Origin of the sequence: Serratia marcescens, from assembly GCF_029846115.1 — a bacterium.
Lineage (GTDB): Bacteria > Pseudomonadota > Gammaproteobacteria > Enterobacterales > Enterobacteriaceae > Serratia > Serratia marcescens_L.
In genome coordinates this window covers 4,706,941-4,722,435 of the sequence record NZ_JARVZZ010000001.1, presented here as the reverse complement: position 1 = coordinate 4,722,435, position 15,495 = coordinate 4,706,941, and the positions used below count along the sequence as shown (strand labels likewise).

The following is a 15,495-nucleotide window of genomic DNA, read 5'->3' as shown; positions in this document are numbered from 1 at the left end:
CACATTTGATCGCGAGTGGAAGCGGATAAGCGGAGGGGGGAAAAGCGGGGCGCAGCGGCTGCGCCCGACAAGGTCAGCCCAGCAGGGCGCAGTTAGGCGGCAGGCGGCATTCGATGGCCTGCGGTAACACTTCGATGCGGAAATGGCGGCCTTTGAGCGGCTCGCCGTCGAGGTTGAAGGTCATCTCATGCGGCGCGTCGATCTCGAGCCACGGCAGCGCCGCGCTGAGGATGCTGTTGCTCTCTTCGTCGTTGAACAGGGCGGCGACCAGCGCCGGCAGCAGTTCATCGGCGATCAGCAGGCGCAGCTGCAGCAGACCGTCGTTGATCAGCGCGCTGGGACACAGTTCCTGGCCGCCGCCGGCCTGTTTGCCGTTGCCGATACCGATCACCAGCGCCTCGCCCGCCCAGCGGAAGTCCGGCCCGCGGATTTCACAGCGGTCGGCCTGCAGCGTATCCATGCGCAGCAAGCCATGCACGAAGTAGGATACGCCGCCCAGTGCCGCCTTCAGCTTCTCCGGCGTTTCGGTGGTGATGCGGGTGCCGAAGCCGCCGGTGGCCATGTTGATGAAGTAGCGTTCGCCGTTGACCTTCGCCAGATCGATAGGCACCGAGCGGCCCTTGATCGCCAGCTGCAGCGCCTGTTCCGGCGAAGGGGGAATGTTGCAGGCCATGGCGAAGTCGTTGGCGGTGCCGAGCGGCAGAATACCGAGCGCCGGCCGGCCGTGCGCCGGCAACTGCACCAACGCGGCGGCCACTTCGTTGATGGTGCCGTCACCGCCGCCGGCGACGACGGTGCCGACGCCGAGCTGTGCAGCTTCCGCGACATAGCGCGCGGCGTCGCCGTGCTCCCAGGTCACGCGCACGTGCAGCGTGATTTGCTCTGCGCGCAGGCGTTTGACCGCCTGACGCAGCTCTTCGTTACCGGCGCCTTTGCCGTTGATGATAAGCAGGGCTGGGGCATGTGAGTGTTGAGGCATTGCCGATCTCCTCCGGCGGAAAACCAAGAATGCCTCAAGATAAACCAGCCGCCGCCACCAGGCCATCAGAATATTCAACTAATTCCGGTTATTTCCCGGCGTTCAGTGAATATGAAGCAAGGCGAATTTATCTGAATCTTACGCGGAAATAAGCCAGGTTTTAAAGACGGGAGGATTAATCGCTGTAGCGTTATTTATATATCGAAGCGGCGTGATTATTATTATTAAAACGGATAACGGGAATAAGTTATGGAAATAGGCGCGGCAAAAAAATAGGCGTGCCCATAAAGAAAAAGCCAGCCCAAGGGAGATTGGGCCGGCTAAGGAGGTGGTTCCTAGTATTGCTATGCAAATATTTTCGTTGTTCGTTTTAAGCAGCGTGATAGTAACCAAGCTGCGCGCACATTGATGTGATCCAATTCTAATATTTGCTAAAAATCGCCGCCGAATGGCGGCGATTCATTTTTATGCCCCGGCGCTATTTTCTTCCGCCAAATTGCGGATCAGCAACGCATAATTGAGATCGATATCCTGCGGGATCGGCAAATAAACGATATGGCCGTTGCCTGGCGCTACCTCAATCGGTTCGCCTTTCTTATTTTGCATGCTTTCGAGGGTGAACACCACGTTGCCGCCGGGCGTCATCATCTCGACGCTGTCGCCGAGCGCGAACTTATTCTTCACGTCAACTTCCGCCCAGCCATCGCGGCGCACGCCGGTGAATTCGCCGACGAACTGCTGGCGTTCGGAGAGCGAGGAGCCGTAGTCGTAATTCTGCTGCGCTTCGTGCACGTGGCGGCGCAGGAAACCCTCGGTATAGCCGCGGTGCGCCAGGCCTTCCAGCGTGGTGAGCAGGGTCGGATCGAAGGGTTTGCCGGCGGCCGCGTCGTCGATGGCGCGGCGGTAGACCTGGGCGGTGCGTGCGCAGTAGTAGAAGGACTTGGTGCGGCCTTCGATCTTCAGCGAGTGCACGCCGAGCTGCGTCAGGCGCTCCACGTGCTGGATGGCGCGCAGATCCTTGGAATTCATGATGTAGGTGCCGTGTTCGTCTTCGAAGGCGCTCATATATTCGCCTGGCTTTTGCGCTTCAGACAGCATGAACACCTTGTCGGTCGGCGCGCCGATGCCCAACGTCGGTTCGACGGTCTGCACCGGGATCGGTTCGTGCAGGTGCACGATATTGCCGGTGTCGTCCTCTTTGCCTTCCTCCGCTTTGTACTGCCAGCGGCAAGCATTGGTGCAGGTACCCTGGTTAGGATCGCGCTTGTTGATGTAGCCGGACAGCAGGCAGCGGCCGGAGTAGGCCATGCACAGCGCGCCGTGGACGAAGATCTCAAGCTCCATGTCCGGCACTTCGGCGCGGATTTCGGCAATCTCTTCCAGCGACAGCTCGCGCGAGAGGATCACGCGGGTCAGGCCCATTTGCTTCCAGAACTTCACCGTCGCCCAGTTAACGGCGTTGGCCTGCACCGACAGGTGGATGTCCATCTGCGGGAAGGCCTCGCGCACCATCATGATAAGGCCAGGATCGGACATGATCAGCGCATCCGGACCCATATCGATAACCGGCTTCAGATCGCGTAGGAAGGTTTTCAACTTGGCGTTGTGCGGGGCGATGTTCACCACCACGTAGAATTTTTTGCCCAGCGCATGGGCTTCGTTGATGCCCTGCGCCAGATTCTCGTGGTTGAACTCGTTGTTGCGCACCCGCAGGCTGTAGCGCGGCTGGCCGGCGTAAACCGCATCGGCGCCGTAGGCGAAGGCGTAACGCATGTTTTTCAGCGTTCCGGCCGGGGAGAGAAGTTCCGGTGTAAACATAGTGTGTCTCGGTCTGATTTCAGGTCAGTATACCTCTGTCTTTCGAATTGCAGCGTTGTTGGCTGCATTCGCTCACTCCAGTCACTTGATTGACCAAGTGCCTGAAGACTCACGAACTTGCCGCCTAGCTGCCGTATGAAAGCCAGTGGGTATATCGCGCCCCAGATGGCGCAGTAAAAGCGGGGGATTGTAGCCGCAGCGCGGCAAGAAATCAGCAGTTAACCGGATTTATTCAGGGGAGATTGATCCCGGTCAAACGGAAAACGCGCGGTGGCCGCCACCGCGCGGGCGAAACGGGGATCAGGCGCTCAAATCGCGGATATCGGTGGTCGGGCCGTTTTTCGTCACCGACTGGATACCGTTTTTGGCCGCGCTTTCGGAGCTGTACATTTCGCTGACGCCGATTACCTGATGGTTCTTGGCTTTCAGCACAAAATAGGGCTGATTGCTGGCGCTGTGCTTCAGTTCGTACTGCGCTTCATGCGGCGAGTTGGTCTGCACCGAGGCGATGCCGTTCTCCGCCGAGGCTTTGCTGGCATACATCTCGCTGGCCAGAATGATCTCGCCGTTACTGGCTTTCAGGTTGAAGTGGTACTGTCCGTTCTTTGCTTTTTTCAGCTCGTAATGACCGATTGCCATGGTTCTTCTCCTGTAGGTTCCGATTCGTGATGTAAGTGTAGCCAATCGCTTGAAAATCGGCGGCTAAACCTCACAGCAGCTTAGTCGAAAAAATGCGCAGTTTTTTTGCGCCGGCGCGGAGTTTTCATTCGGTGAGCCCGCCGCCGCACGGGAAGCTAAGGAAAGGCGCGATGATTGCGCAGTGCGCCGCATAACGAGGGGAACAGGGTTTCAACCCGTGAGATAGCACGTTACTGTTTGGCCGTTTCGTGAATGTGGATAAAAAATGAGCGGTACATCTTGGCATCGACACGCTACAGGCATATGCTTTGGCCTATGCCTGCTGTGGAGGTGTCTGGATGGAAAGAATCGCAAAGCTGTTTAAAAACGGCAGAAATCAGGCGGTGAGGTTACCGGTGGAATTTGAATTTGATACGGATCGTGTCTATATCCGTCGCGATCGGGAGGGCAACGTGATTTTATCCAAATATCCGGCAAAGCCGGACAGCTGGGCACCGCTGCTGAGCATTATCGCTCAAACGCCGGTGCCGCAAGAGTTTCTTGGCGTGGAGGATCGTCAGCAAGGGGTTGCAGGCCGCGATCCATTCTCAGAGGAAGAGTAGGCGATGTACATGTTTGATACCAATACCGTCAGCCACTTGTTTCGGCAGCATCCGCAGGTGCTTAACATCATGGAAAAGCACCCGCCTTCTGCAGTATGCATTTCCAGCGTAACGGAGGCGGAACTGCTTTACGGTGTCGCTAAACGGCGGAACAAGGCGTTGCAAAGCGCGGTCGAGGCCTTTCTTGCCGCGGTGACGGTCTATGCATGGGATAGCGAGGCCGCCCGCTGCTACGGTGAAATGCGGGCAAACATGGAGAGAAGGGGCAAAATCATGGGCGCGCTGGATCAACTGATCGCCGCTCACGCGCAGAGCCGTGGCGCGACGCTGGTGACCAACGATCGCGCTTTTACCCTGGTGCCCGGGTTGGCGGTTGAAGACTGGACGCGCTAATTATCCTCTAAATCCCATTCATCAGCCGGCAGGGCTCGGCTTCCCAGCGGTAGCCCACGCCGTATACCGAGCGGATAAAGGATTTTTCCCCGTCGATCAGTTCCAGCTTGCGGCGCAGGTTTTTGATGTGGCTGTCAATGGTGCGATCGGTGACCACCCGGTAGTCGTCGTACAGGTTGTTCAGCAGCTGCTCGCGAGAAAATACGTTGCCCGGCTGGCTGGCCAGCGTTTTCAGCAGGCGGAATTCCGCCGGCGTCAGATCCAGCAACTGCCCCTGATAGCTGGCCTGGAAGCGCGGTTCATCGATGTGCAGCAGGTCATCTTCCCGCGCGTTCTCCTGCGGCCGATAGCTGCGGCGCAGAATGGTTTTCACCCGTGCCACCACTTCGCGCGGGCTGTAGGGTTTGCAGATGTAATCGTCGGCGCCGATCTCCAGCCCTAACAGGCGGTCAATCTCTTCGATTTTCGCCGTCACCATCACGATGGGCACATCGCTGAAGCGGCGCAGCTCGCGGCACACCGTCAGCCCGTCGGCGCCCGGCAACATCAGGTCGAGCAAGATCAGCGCCGGTGGATGCTGGTGCACGGTCGGCACCACCTCGTTGCCGTTGGTCAGCCAGCGGGTGGCGTAGCCCGCCGCCTGCAGATAATCCACCAGCAGCTGGCCCAGCTTGGGCTCATCTTCAACAATCATGATCTGCACGGGTTGATTCTGAATGTCCATCAGGGCGCCTTATTTTTTATCGGGGTAGCAAATTCTACTGTAATGCGCACGCCGCCTAAAGGCGAATGCTCGGCGCGGATTTTCCCGTCGTGCGCTTCCACGATGTTGTGGCAGATCGCCAGCCCCAGCCCGGAACCGCCGCTGGCGCGGTTGCGTGAACCCTCCGCCCGGTAGAAACGTTCGAAAATGCGCTTCAGCTGCTGATCGCTGATGCCCGGCGCGCTGTCCTGCCAGTAGAGGATCTGGCGCCCCGGCTGCAGCTCGGCGCCGATCTCCAGCCGGCCGCCGGCGTCGGTGTAACGCAGGCTGTTTTCCAACAGGTTATTGAACAGCTGGTTCAGGCGATCGGGATCGCCGAACAGCGGCGCCTGGGCCGGCAGATGGGTGACGATCTCCAGCCCTTTGGCGCGGAAGCGTTCGCGGAAGGCGGCGACGGCGATCTGCACCAGGTGCACGCAGTCCACCGACGACTTGCGATAGGCCAGCGCGCCGAGATCGGAGAGCGACAGCTGATGCAGATCGTCGACCAGTTTGGTCAAGGTGGATACCTCGGCCTGTAGCGAGCTGAGCGACGCCGGCGTCGGCTGGCGCACGCCGTCCTGCAGCGCTTCCAGTTCGCCGCGCAGCACCGCCAGCGGCGTGCGCAACTCATGCGATACGTCGGCCATAAAGGCGCGGCGCATCTGTTCGTTTTTTTCCAGCGAGGTGGCCAACTGGTTGAAGTCGTGCGCCAGCCGGCCCAGTTCATCCTGGCTGCTGACCGCCACGCGGGTGGTGAAATCGCCCGCCGCCAGGCGGTGGGTGCCGGCCACCAGGCGCTTGACCGGAGCCAGCATGCCGCGCGACAGCAACCAGGTCACCGCCGCCGCCAACAGGGTGGAGAGCGCGACGATAATCCAACTGGTGCGCCGCTGCTGGCGATCGAAGTTGATGTCGGTATTGCGCGTCAGACGCTCGACCGGGGTGGTGAGCACCCAGCCGACGATCTCGTTGTTGTAGCGGATTGGGTGGCGTGGCCCCTCCTTCGGCAAGGGGCCCGAATGCCCGACCAAGCGATTGAACTGGCTGTCCACCACCCAAAACTGGGTGCGCCAGCCCTTGGGCGGCAGATTGTGACTGCTGTCGCTATTTTGCTCGAACGAACGCATGATTTGGTAGACCACCTGATCGTTGTTGCGCAGGAATATCCAGTTGCCATGATGGCTGTACTGTTCCTCCAGCGCTTCGCTCAGCATGTTGATGCGCTGCTCGTTGCTGCTCTTGATGTAATCGATAAAGCCGCGCTCAAAGCTGACGCGCACCCCCCAATGCATGGTGATCAACACCAGCATGCAGGTAGCGAAAATGGCCAGGAACAGTTTCCCGGTAATGCCTATCCTCATTGCAACCTCGTTGAGCCGGTACCCGGCTCTTTGGTCAGCGTGCGGTTGGGCGCGCTATCGGCCGGCACGCGCGCGAAGGCCAGCGCGGGCAGAGCGATAATCAACGCCATACAGCAGTAACTGTAAATAAATGCGCCGTGAATGGCCGGGCTATCGGCCACCACCTGATGATGGGCGAAGCTGCCGATCAAGATGCCGGCGACGCTGACGCCAAGGCTCATCGACAGCTGCATGACCATCGACAACAGGCTGTTGCCGCTGCTGGCCAGCCGGTCCGGCAGATCTTTCAGCGTCAGGGTGTTCATCGCCGAGAAGCGCAGTGAGTTGACCATCCCCTGTAAAAACAGAACCACCGGCAGCAGCCACAGCCAGCCGAGCATCGCCGCCAGCAGGAAGCTCAGGCTGACCAGCGCCAGCAGCAGCGTGGCGGCCACCAGCACGTTGCGATAGCCGAAGCGGTTGACCACCTGCACCACGATGCGCTTCATGCCCATGCTGCCGATGATCATCGGGATCATCATCAGCCCGGCGTGGAACGGCGTAAAGCCCATGCCCACCTGCAGAAACAGCGGCGTCATGAACGGCAGCATGCCGCTGCCGATGCGCCCCAGCAGGCTGGCCAGCAGCCCGATCTTGTAAGTCGGGGTGCGCAGCAGCCGCAGTGAGAACAGGGCGCGGCTATTGCCGTAGGCATGCCAAACATACCCCAACAGCGCCGCCACGCCCAGCGCCACCAGACCGGCGATGGCGCCGCCGGAGAGCCCCATGCCTTTGTGGCCGTCGAGCGCCAGCGTCAGCGACGCCATGCCGATCGCCAGCAGGATAAAGCCGCTGAGATCGAAGCGGCGGGTCTGCATTTGGTAGTTGGGCATCAGCAGCAGCGTGGCGATGGCGCCCACGATGCCCACCGGAATGTTGATCAGGAAAATCCAATGCCAGCTGGCGTATTGCACCAGAAAGCCACCCAGCGCCGGCCCCATCAGCGGGCCGATCTGGCCCGGCAGCGTCACGAAGGTCATCGCCGCCATGTACTGCTCGCGCGGCACGATCTTCATCACCGTCAGGCGCCCGACCGGCACCATCATCGCGCCGCCGATGCCCTGAATCACGCGCGAGGCGATCAGCTCGTTCAGGGTTTCCGAACGGGCGCAGAGGAGGGAGCCGAGGGTGAACAGCAGGATGGCGCTGAAAAACACCCGCTGTACGCCGACCTTGTCCGCCAGCCAGCCGCTGGCCGGCAGCGTCACCGCCACCGTCAGCACATAGGAGACGATCACCGACTGCATGCGCAGCGGGTTCTCCCCCAGGCTGGCGGCCATCGAGGGCAGGGCGGTGTTGACGATAGTGGTATCCAGCGTCTGCATAAAGAAGCCGAATGCCACTATCCAGAGTTGCCAGCGTACCGTGGCGGCGTGTTTCATCAGCATCGGTCGGCCATTAATGGGGCAGCGGGGCCAGTTGCTTGTTGCGGCGGAACTTCGCCTGCAGCCGGTCGAAGTAAAGGTAGACCACCGGGGTGGTGTACAGCGTCAGCAGCTGGCTCATCACCAGGCCACCGGCGATGGTGATGCCGAGCGGCTGGCGCAGCTCCGCGCCGTCGCCGCTGGTCAGCACCAGCGGCAGCGCGCCGAACAACGCCGCCAGCGTGGTCATCATGATCGGCCGGAACCGCAGCAGGCTGGCCTGGAAAATCGCCTCGCGGGCGCTGATGCCGCCGTTGCGCTGCGCCTCGAGCGCGAAGTCGACCATCATGATGGCGTTTTTCTTCACGATGCCGATCAACAGCATGATGCCTATCAGCGCGATCAGGCTGAACGGCGCGCCGAACAGCTCGAGCGCCAGCAGCGCCCCCACGCCGGCGGAAGGCAGCGTGGAAAGGATGGTCAGCGGATGGATATAGCTCTCATACAGCACGCCGAGCACGATATACACCGTGGCGATCGCCGCCAGGATCAGGATGAGCTGCGACTTCAGGGTGTCCTGGAACACCTGGGCGGTGCCGGCGAACGCGCCGCGCACCGTGGACGGCACGCCGAGCTGAGTCATGGTGCGCTCTACCGCAGCGGTGGCGTCCGACAGGCTGCCGCCGTCCGGCAGGTTAAAGGAGATGGTCGAGGCGGCGGACAGCCCCTGATGGTTGACCGACAGCGGCGCGTTGGCCGGCCGCCAACTGGCGAAGTAGGAGAGCGGTATCGCCTTGCCTTCGTTGTTGATGATGAACATTTTGTCCAGCGAGCTCACGTCCTGGGTGTAGGGCGGCGCCACTTCCATCACGACTTTGTATTGGTTGAGCGGTTGATAGATGGTCGAAATCTGCCGCTGGCCGAAGGCGTTGTTCAGCAGGTTGTTAGCGTCGGATACCGAAATGCCGAGGCGCGCCATGGTTTCGCGATCGTAGACCAAATCCATTTCCGAGCCTTTATCCTGCTGATCCGAGTTGACGTCCGCCAGCTCGGGCAATGCGGCCAGCGCGGTGCGGATCTTCGGCTCCCATTCGCGCAGCGCGGCGAGATCGTCCGCCAGCAGCGTATATTGGTAGCTGGCGTTGGCCTGCCGGCCGCCGACGCGGATATCCTGCACCGCCATCAGAAACAGGCTGGCACCCGGTTCTTTGGCCAGGCGAGCGCGCAGGCGGGCGATCACTTTCTGCGCGTCGTCGCTGCGTACCGACAGGGGTTTCAGTGAGATGAACATCGAACCACTGTTGGTGCGCGAGCCGCCGGTAAAACCGGTGACGTTTTCCACGTCCGGATCTTCGCGCACGATTTTCATGAAGTCTTCCAGTTTGCCGCGCATCGCCTGGAACGAAATGCTTTGGTCGGCCTGGATAAAGCCCATCAGGCGCCCGGTATCCTGTTCCGGGAAGAAGGTTTTCGGGATGCTGATATACAGCCAGACGTTGAGCGCAAGGGTGGCGAGGAACACCGCCAGCACCCAGCGCGAGTGGCCGAGCACCCAGTTCAGCGAGCGTCCGTAGCCCTGCTGCAGCGCCAGCAGCATTTTGCCGAAGCCGCGCGCCCGCCGCTGCGAACGCGGCGGCTGGTGGCGCAGCAGGTAGGCGCACATCATCGGCGTGAGCGTCAGCGAGACGATGAGCGACAGCCCGATCGATACCGACAGGGTGACGGCGAACTCGCGGAACAGGCGCCCCGGCAGGCCTTCCATCAACAGCAGTGGGATAAACACCGCCACCAGCGAAACGCTCATCGACAGCACGGTGAAGCCGACTTCCCGCGCGCCCAGCAGCGCGGCGTTGATCGGTTTCATGCCGGCCTCGACGTGGCGGGAAATGTTTTCCAGCACCACGATGGCGTCGTCCACCACAAAGCCGGTGGCGATGGTCAGCGCCATCAGCGACAGGTTATTGAGGCTGAACCCGCACAGATACATGGCGGCGAACGAGCCGATCAGCGACACCGGCACGGCGACCGCCGGGATTAGCGTGGCGCGCCCGGAGCGCAGGAAGATGAACACCACCAGGATCACCAACCCGATGGCGATCGCCAGCGACTGTTCGACCTCGGCCAGCGACGCGCGAATGGTCGGCGAACGATCCTGCGCGACGTTGAGTTTTATCGAGGCCGGGATATTTTCCTGCAGGGCGGGCAGCTCGGCGCGAATGCGATCGACGGTTTCGATGATGTTGGCGTCCGGCGCACGGCTGATGGCCAGAATGATCGCCGGTTTGGCGTCGGTCATCCCGGCGTTGCGCACGTCTTGCACCGAGTCTTTAACCTCGGCCACGTCGGCTAAACGCACCGCCGAGCCGTTGTTGTAATGAATGATCAGTGGACGGTAGGCATCGGCGGTTTTCAGCGCATCGTTGGCCTGGATCTGCCAGCGCTGCTGCGGGTTTTCCACGGCGCCCTGCGGGCGGCGCACGTTGGCGTTGGCGATGGCTTGCCGTACGGTATCCAGCGACACGCCCTGATTGAACAGCGCCGAAGGGTTCAGCTCGACCCGCACCGCCGGCAGCGAGCTGCCGCCCACGGAAACGTCGCCGACGCCCTCGGTCTGGCTGATCTTCTGCGCCAACTGGGTGGAGGCGAAATCGTACAGCTGCCCCTGGCTGTAGGTGTCCGAGGTCAGCGTCAGGATCATGATCGGCGCGTCGGAAGGGTTGACCTTGCGGTAGCTGGGGCGGCTCGGCATGCCGGTCGGCAGCAGGCTTTGTGCGGCGTTGATCGCCGCCTGCACATCGCGCGCGGCGCCGTTGATGTCGCGATCGAGATCGAACTGCAAAATGACCCGGGTACTGCCGAGCGAACTCATCGAGGTCATTTCGTTAACCCCGGCGATGCGGCCCAGCGCGCGCTCCAGTGGCGTCGCCACCGAGGATGCCATGGTTTCCGGCGAGGCGCCCGGCAGCGACGCGCTGATCGAAATCACCGGAAAGTCCACCTGCGGCAGCGGCGACACCGGCAGCAGGCGAAAGCCGATCGCGCCGCTGATGGCGATGGCCAGCGTCAGCAGGGTGGTGGCCACCGGCCGGTGAATGAACAGGGCGAAGAATTTCACGGCAGCTCCTGCGTATCCGGCTGGCGATGCGTGTTGCGCGCCAGTTTGTCAAACAGCAGGTAGATCACCGGCGTGGTGAACAGCGTCAGGATCTGGCTCATGATCAAACCGCCGACCATACAGACGCCAAGCGGATGCCGCAGCTCCGCGCCGACGCCGGTGCTCAGCATCAGCGGCAGCGCGCCGAGCAAGGCCGCCAGCGTGGTCATCAGGATCGGCCTAAAACGCAGCAGGCAGGCCTGATAGATGGCGTCGCGCGGCGATAAACCCTGTTCGCGTTCTGCCGCCAGCGCGAAGTCGATCATCATGATGGCGTTCTTCTTCACGATGCCGATCAGCAGGATGATGCCGATGATGGCGATCACGTCCAGCTCGCTGCCGGCCATCATGAGCGCGAGCAGCGCGCCGACCCCGGCGGTCGGCAGGGTAGAGAGGATGGTGACCGGATGAATGAAGCTTTCATACAGCACGCCCAGCACGATGTACATCGCCACCACCGCCGCCAAAATCAGCCACAGCGTGCTGCCGAGCGCCGCCTGGAAGGCCAGGGTCGCTCCCTGGAATTGGGTGGTGATGTCCCTTGGCATGTTGAGATTTTTTTCCGCCTGGGTGACCGCGTCCACCGCCTCGCCGAGCGAGTAGCCGTCGGCGACGTTGAACGAAACGGTGGCTGACGGGAACTGATCGAGATGGTTGACCGACAGCGGGCCGAAGCGCTCTTCGATTTTGGCGATGGCGCTCAGCGGTACCACGGCGCCGTCGTTGCCGCTCAGACGGATCTCATTGAGCGCCGCCAGCCCCGGCGTCGCGCTGACGTCGTGCTCCAGCACCACGCGGTATTGGTTGGCCTGAGTGTAGATGGTGGAGATCAGGCGCTGGCCGAACGCGTTGTACAGCGCATTGTCCACGTCGCTCATGGTGACGCCAAGGCGGGAGGCCGAATCGCGATCGACGTTGACGTAGGCCACCAGCCCCTGATCCTGCCAGTCGCTGGTGACGTCCGCCAACTGCGGGGTTTGCTTCAGCTCATCCATCAGCTGCGGCACCCACAGGCTGAGATCGTCCAGCGACATCGCCTGCAGGGTGAATTGGTACTGGGTGCGGCTGACTTGGGTATCGATGGTCAGATCCTGCACCGGCTGCAGATACAGCTTCACGCCGGGGAACTGCGCCGTTTGCTGCTGCAGGCGGTTGATGATCGCCGGAATGCGGTCGCTGCGTTCGCTCAGCGGCTTCAGGTTGATCTGCAGCCGGCCGCTGTTGAGCGTGGCGTTGCTGCCGTCGATGCCGACGAACGACGTCAGGCTCTCCACCGCCGGATCTTTGAGGATCTGCGCCGCGACCTGCTGCTGGCGCTCGGCCATATTGCTGAACGAGACGCTCTGCGGCGCCTCCAGCGTGCCCTGAATGATGCCGTTGTCCTGCACCGGGAAGAAACCTTTCGGGATCAGCAGGTACAGCAATACCGTCAGCGCCAGGGTGCCCACGGCCACGCCGAGCGTCAGCCAGGGATGGTTAAGCACCGTTTTCAACCACTTGCCGTATTGCGCGATCACCCGGTCGAAAAAGCGTTCGGAGGCGGCGGAAAAACGGTTCTGCTTGCGCAGCGATTCGTGGCTGAGCATGCGTGCGCACATCATCGGCGTCAGCGTCAGCGACACCACGGCGGAGATCAATATCGCCACCGCCAGCGTGACGGCGAACTCGCGGAACAGGCGGCCGACGATGTCGCCCATGAACAGCAGCGGGATCAGCACCGCCACCAGCGAGAAGGTCAGCGAGATGATGGTGAAGCCGATCTCGCCGGCGCCTTTCAGTGCGGCGTCGAGCGGTTTTTCCCCTTTCTCGATATAGCGCGAGATGTTCTCGATCACCACGATGGCGTCGTCCACCACGAAGCCGGTGGCGATGGTCAGCGCCATCAGCGTCAGGTTGTTGATGGAGAAGCCGAGGAAGTACATGGCGGCGAAGGTGCCGACCAGCGACAGCGGCACCGCCACGCTGGGGATAATGGTCGCCGGCACGTTGCGCAGGAACACGTAGATCACCATCACCACCAGCGCGATCGCCAGCAGCAGCTCGAACTGCACGTCGCTGACCGAGGCGCGGATGGTGGTGGTGCGATCGGTCAACACCTTGACGTCGACCGACTTGGGCAGGCTTTTAATCAGCGTCGGCAGCATTTCGCGGATGCTGTCGGCGGTGGTGATGACGTTGACGCCGGGCTGGCGTTGGATGTTCAGCACGATCGCCTGTTGCTTGTTGGCCCAGGCCGCCAGCCGGGTGTTTTCCGCCCCTTGTTCAATGGTGGCGATATCCTGCAGGCGGATCGCCGCGCCGTTCTGATAGGCGACGATCAGCTGACGATAGTCGTCGGCAGATTTCATTTGGTCGTTGGCGGACAGGGTGACCGATCGGGTCGGGCCGTCAAGGCTGCCTTTCGCCGAGTTGACGTTGGCGTTGCTGATGGCGGCGCGGATGTTTTCACTGTTCAGGCCATAGGCGGCGACCGCCGCGGCGTTCAATTTTACGCGCACCGCCGGGCGTTGGCCGCCGGCCAGCGTCACCAGGCCGACGCCGGTCACCTGAGAAATTTTTTGCGCCACGCGGGTTTCCACCATGTCTTCCACCTGCGTCATCGGCATGGCGGTGGAGGTCACGGCCAGCGTCAGGATCGGCGGATCGGCGGGGTTAACCTTGCTGTAGATCGGCGGGTAGGGCAGATCGGTCGGCAGCAGGTTGGTGGCGGAGTTAATCGCCGCCTGCACTTCCTGCTCCGCGACGTCGAGCGGCAGCGCCAACTGGAACTGCAGGGTGACCACCGAGGCGCCGCCGGAGCTTTGCGACGCCATTTGCTTCAGGCCGGACATCTGGCCGAACTGGCGTTCCAGCGGCGCGGTAATGGCGGAGGTCACCACGTCCGGGCTGGCGCCGGGGTACAGCGTCACCACCTGGATGGTGGGGTAATCCACCTCCGGCAGGGCGGACACTGGCAGCGCGCGATAGCCGATAATCCCCGCCAGCAATATCGCCATCATCAGCAACGTGGTGGCGACCGGACGCAGAATAAACAGGCGGGACGGACCGCCGCCGGCGTTGGGAGGCATCACCTGCATCAGGACTTCCTCTGAACGTCAGGTTCGCGCTTGGCGTTGGCCGCCGCCGGCGCTTCGCTCGGCGCGAGCACTTCTACCTGCATGCCATCGGTCAGGCGATCGATGCCGTCGGTCACCACCCGATCGCCGGCGTTGAGGCCGGCGCTGATCACCACCTGCCGGCTGTCCTGCACGCCGGCGGTGACCCGATGTTTGCTGACCTTGTTGTCTTCACCGAGCGTCCAGACGAAGTTGCCCTCGTTGCCCATCTGCAGCGCGGCGGTCGGGATCACCACCGCATCGTGCAGGGTATCCACCTGCAGCCGCGCGTTGACGAACTGGTTGGGGAACAGCGCGTCATCTTCGTTGGTGAAGCGCGCTTTCAGCTTGATGGTGCCGGTGGTGGTATCAATTTGGTTGTCCAGGCTCAGCAGCGAACCGGTCGTCAGCTTGTTCTGGTTGGTGCGGTCCCAGGCTTCGACGCTCACCGGCCCGGCTTTTTGCGCCTTGAGCAGATCGGCGATGTTGCCTTCGGGCAGCGTGAACACCACGTCGATCGGGTGCGTCTGCGTGATCACCACCAGACCGGTGGTGCTGCCGCTGGTGACATAGTTGCCGACGTCGACCAGTTTCAGGCCGACGCGGCCGTCGATTGGCGCAGTGATGCGGCTGTAGGTGATCTGCAGTTTGGCGCTGTCGACCGCGCCCTGATCGGCCTTGATCGCGCCTTCGGTCTGCTGCACCAGCGAGGCCTGCGTATCCAGCTCCTGGCGGGAAACCAGATTGGTTTTCACCAGTTGTTGATAGCGCGCCAGGTCGCGCCGGGCGTTGGCCAGCGTGGCCTGATCTTTTGCCAACTGCCCCTGAGCCTGGGTCAACTGAACCTGGAACGGCCGGGGATCGATTTCCGCCAGCAGATCGCCGGCTTTGACCTGCTGGCCTTCGGTAAAGTGGATCGCCATCAGTTGGCCATCGACCCGGCTGGTGACGGTCACGGTATTGGCGGCGGTGGCGGTGCCCAAGCCGGAAAGATAGCGTGGCACCGTCTGGCGGGTGGCGGTCGCCACCTGCACCGGCGACATCGGCGCGCCGCGTCTGCCGCCCGCGGCGCGGCCGGCTCCCGTTTTACCGGCGGCCTGGTGCGCACCCGGCGTCGTCCCGGCGGTCGGTTGGGCGGCGCTGAAATGGCGCCAGGCCAGAACGGCGACGATGATCGCAATCGCCGCAACCAGCAGGCGCAGCAGCAGGGAACGACGTTGGGGTTTTGCATTCATGGTGGTGAAAATTCTCTCCAAAAGGCAGGGGCGCGGGCACTCATTGCCACAAAAATGACACTCCTTACAGG

11 protein-coding genes are annotated in these 15,495 nt (G+C 62.0%); 2 read left to right on the top strand and 9 right to left on the bottom strand.

What is annotated here, in order from left to right; translation table 11 throughout:
• Window positions 1–73 precede the first annotated feature (73 nt).
• From yegS to QDT79_RS22555, 3 genes are all read right to left on the bottom strand, one after another.
• A complete protein-coding gene (gene yegS, locus QDT79_RS22565) occupies window positions 74–979 on the bottom strand; it encodes a lipid kinase YegS (RefSeq protein WP_063990506.1) in 906 nt (301 codons plus the stop codon).
• Between the two features lie 465 nt (window positions 980–1,444).
• Window positions 1,445–2,797 carry a prephenate-dependent tRNA uridine(34) hydroxylase TrhP gene (gene trhP, locus QDT79_RS22560; protein ID WP_063990505.1) on the bottom strand — a complete coding sequence of 451 codons (1,353 nt, stop codon included), beginning with the start codon at window positions 2,795–2,797 and terminating at the stop codon, window positions 1,445–1,447.
• 300 nt (window positions 2,798–3,097) lie between these two features.
• Window positions 3,098–3,436: a YegP family protein gene (locus QDT79_RS22555; protein ID WP_016926703.1), complete on the bottom strand. Its 339-nt coding sequence runs from the start codon at window positions 3,434–3,436 to the stop codon at window positions 3,098–3,100.
• A gap of 338 nt (window positions 3,437–3,774) precedes the next feature.
• Between QDT79_RS22555 and QDT79_RS22550 the strand changes: the two genes are divergently transcribed.
• Window positions 3,775–4,038 carry an antitoxin gene (locus tag QDT79_RS22550; RefSeq protein ID WP_063990504.1) on the top strand — a complete coding sequence of 88 codons (264 nt, stop codon included), beginning with the start codon at window positions 3,775–3,777 and terminating at the stop codon, window positions 4,036–4,038.
• A 3-nt stretch (window positions 4,039–4,041) separates the two neighbouring features.
• On the top strand, window positions 4,042–4,431 hold the full coding sequence (locus QDT79_RS22545) for a type II toxin-antitoxin system VapC family toxin (protein WP_130018157.1): 390 nt from the start codon (window positions 4,042–4,044) through the stop codon (window positions 4,429–4,431).
• Between the two features lie 7 nt (window positions 4,432–4,438).
• Here QDT79_RS22545 and baeR read toward each other — a convergent pair whose 3' ends face one another.
• From baeR to QDT79_RS22515, 6 genes are read right to left on the bottom strand one after another with little or no spacing between them, the layout of a single operon-like run.
• Window positions 4,439–5,155 carry an envelope stress response regulator BaeR gene (gene baeR, locus QDT79_RS22540; RefSeq protein ID WP_063990502.1) on the bottom strand — a complete coding sequence of 239 codons (717 nt, stop codon included), beginning with the start codon at window positions 5,153–5,155 and terminating at the stop codon, window positions 4,439–4,441.
• Entirely contained in the window at window positions 5,155–6,537 is a 1,383-nt protein-coding gene (baeS, locus tag QDT79_RS22535) for an envelope stress sensor histidine kinase BaeS (RefSeq protein ID WP_308317094.1), read from the bottom strand. Before baeS ends, baeR begins: the two co-directional genes overlap by 1 nt.
• Window positions 6,534–7,964 carry a multidrug transporter subunit MdtD gene (gene mdtD / locus QDT79_RS22530; protein ID WP_063990500.1) on the bottom strand — a complete coding sequence of 477 codons (1,431 nt, stop codon included), beginning with the start codon at window positions 7,962–7,964 and terminating at the stop codon, window positions 6,534–6,536. The genes baeS and mdtD overlap by 4 nt, the downstream gene beginning before the upstream one ends.
• A 10-nt stretch (window positions 7,965–7,974) precedes the next feature.
• Complete coding sequence (gene mdtC, locus QDT79_RS22525; RefSeq protein WP_130018159.1) at window positions 7,975–11,055, bottom strand: multidrug efflux RND transporter permease subunit MdtC; 3,081 nt, start codon at window positions 11,053–11,055, stop codon at window positions 7,975–7,977.
• Window positions 11,052–14,171 (bottom strand): MdtB/MuxB family multidrug efflux RND transporter permease subunit, encoded by a 3,120-nt coding sequence (locus QDT79_RS22520; RefSeq protein WP_308317093.1) that lies wholly within the window; start codon window positions 14,169–14,171, stop codon window positions 11,052–11,054. The genes mdtC and QDT79_RS22520 overlap by 4 nt, the downstream gene beginning before the upstream one ends.
• Entirely contained in the window at window positions 14,171–15,424 is a 1,254-nt protein-coding gene (locus QDT79_RS22515) for an MdtA/MuxA family multidrug efflux RND transporter periplasmic adaptor subunit (RefSeq protein ID WP_063990497.1), read from the bottom strand. The genes QDT79_RS22520 and QDT79_RS22515 overlap by 1 nt, the downstream gene beginning before the upstream one ends.
• Between the last annotated feature and the right edge of the window lie 71 nt (window positions 15,425–15,495).

Excerpts from the sequence above, each read along its gene's own strand:
- QDT79_RS22515 (WP_063990497.1), bottom strand. The coding sequence starts at position 15,424 with ATGAATGCAAAACCCCAACGTCGTTCCCTGCTGCTGCGCCTGCTGGTT.
- baeR (WP_063990502.1), bottom strand. The coding sequence starts at position 5,155 with ATGGACATTCAGAATCAACCCGTGCAGATCATGATTGTTGAAGATGAG.
- QDT79_RS22550 (WP_063990504.1), top strand. The coding sequence starts at position 3,775 with ATGGAAAGAATCGCAAAGCTGTTTAAAAACGGCAGAAATCAGGCGGTG.
- trhP (WP_063990505.1), bottom strand. The coding sequence starts at position 2,797 with ATGTTTACACCGGAACTTCTCTCCCCGGCCGGAACGCTGAAAAACATG.
- QDT79_RS22520 (WP_308317093.1), bottom strand. The coding sequence starts at position 14,171 with ATGCAGGTGATGCCTCCCAACGCCGGCGGCGGTCCGTCCCGCCTGTTT.
- baeS (WP_308317094.1), bottom strand. The coding sequence starts at position 6,537 with ATGAGGATAGGCATTACCGGGAAACTGTTCCTGGCCATTTTCGCTACC.
- yegS (WP_063990506.1), bottom strand. The coding sequence starts at position 979 with ATGCCTCAACACTCACATGCCCCAGCCCTGCTTATCATCAACGGCAAA.
- QDT79_RS22545 (WP_130018157.1), top strand. The coding sequence starts at position 4,042 with ATGTACATGTTTGATACCAATACCGTCAGCCACTTGTTTCGGCAGCAT.
- QDT79_RS22555 (WP_016926703.1), bottom strand. The coding sequence starts at position 3,436 with ATGGCAATCGGTCATTACGAGCTGAAAAAAGCAAAGAACGGACAGTAC.
- mdtD (WP_063990500.1), bottom strand. The coding sequence starts at position 7,964 with ATGCTGATGAAACACGCCGCCACGGTACGCTGGCAACTCTGGATAGTG.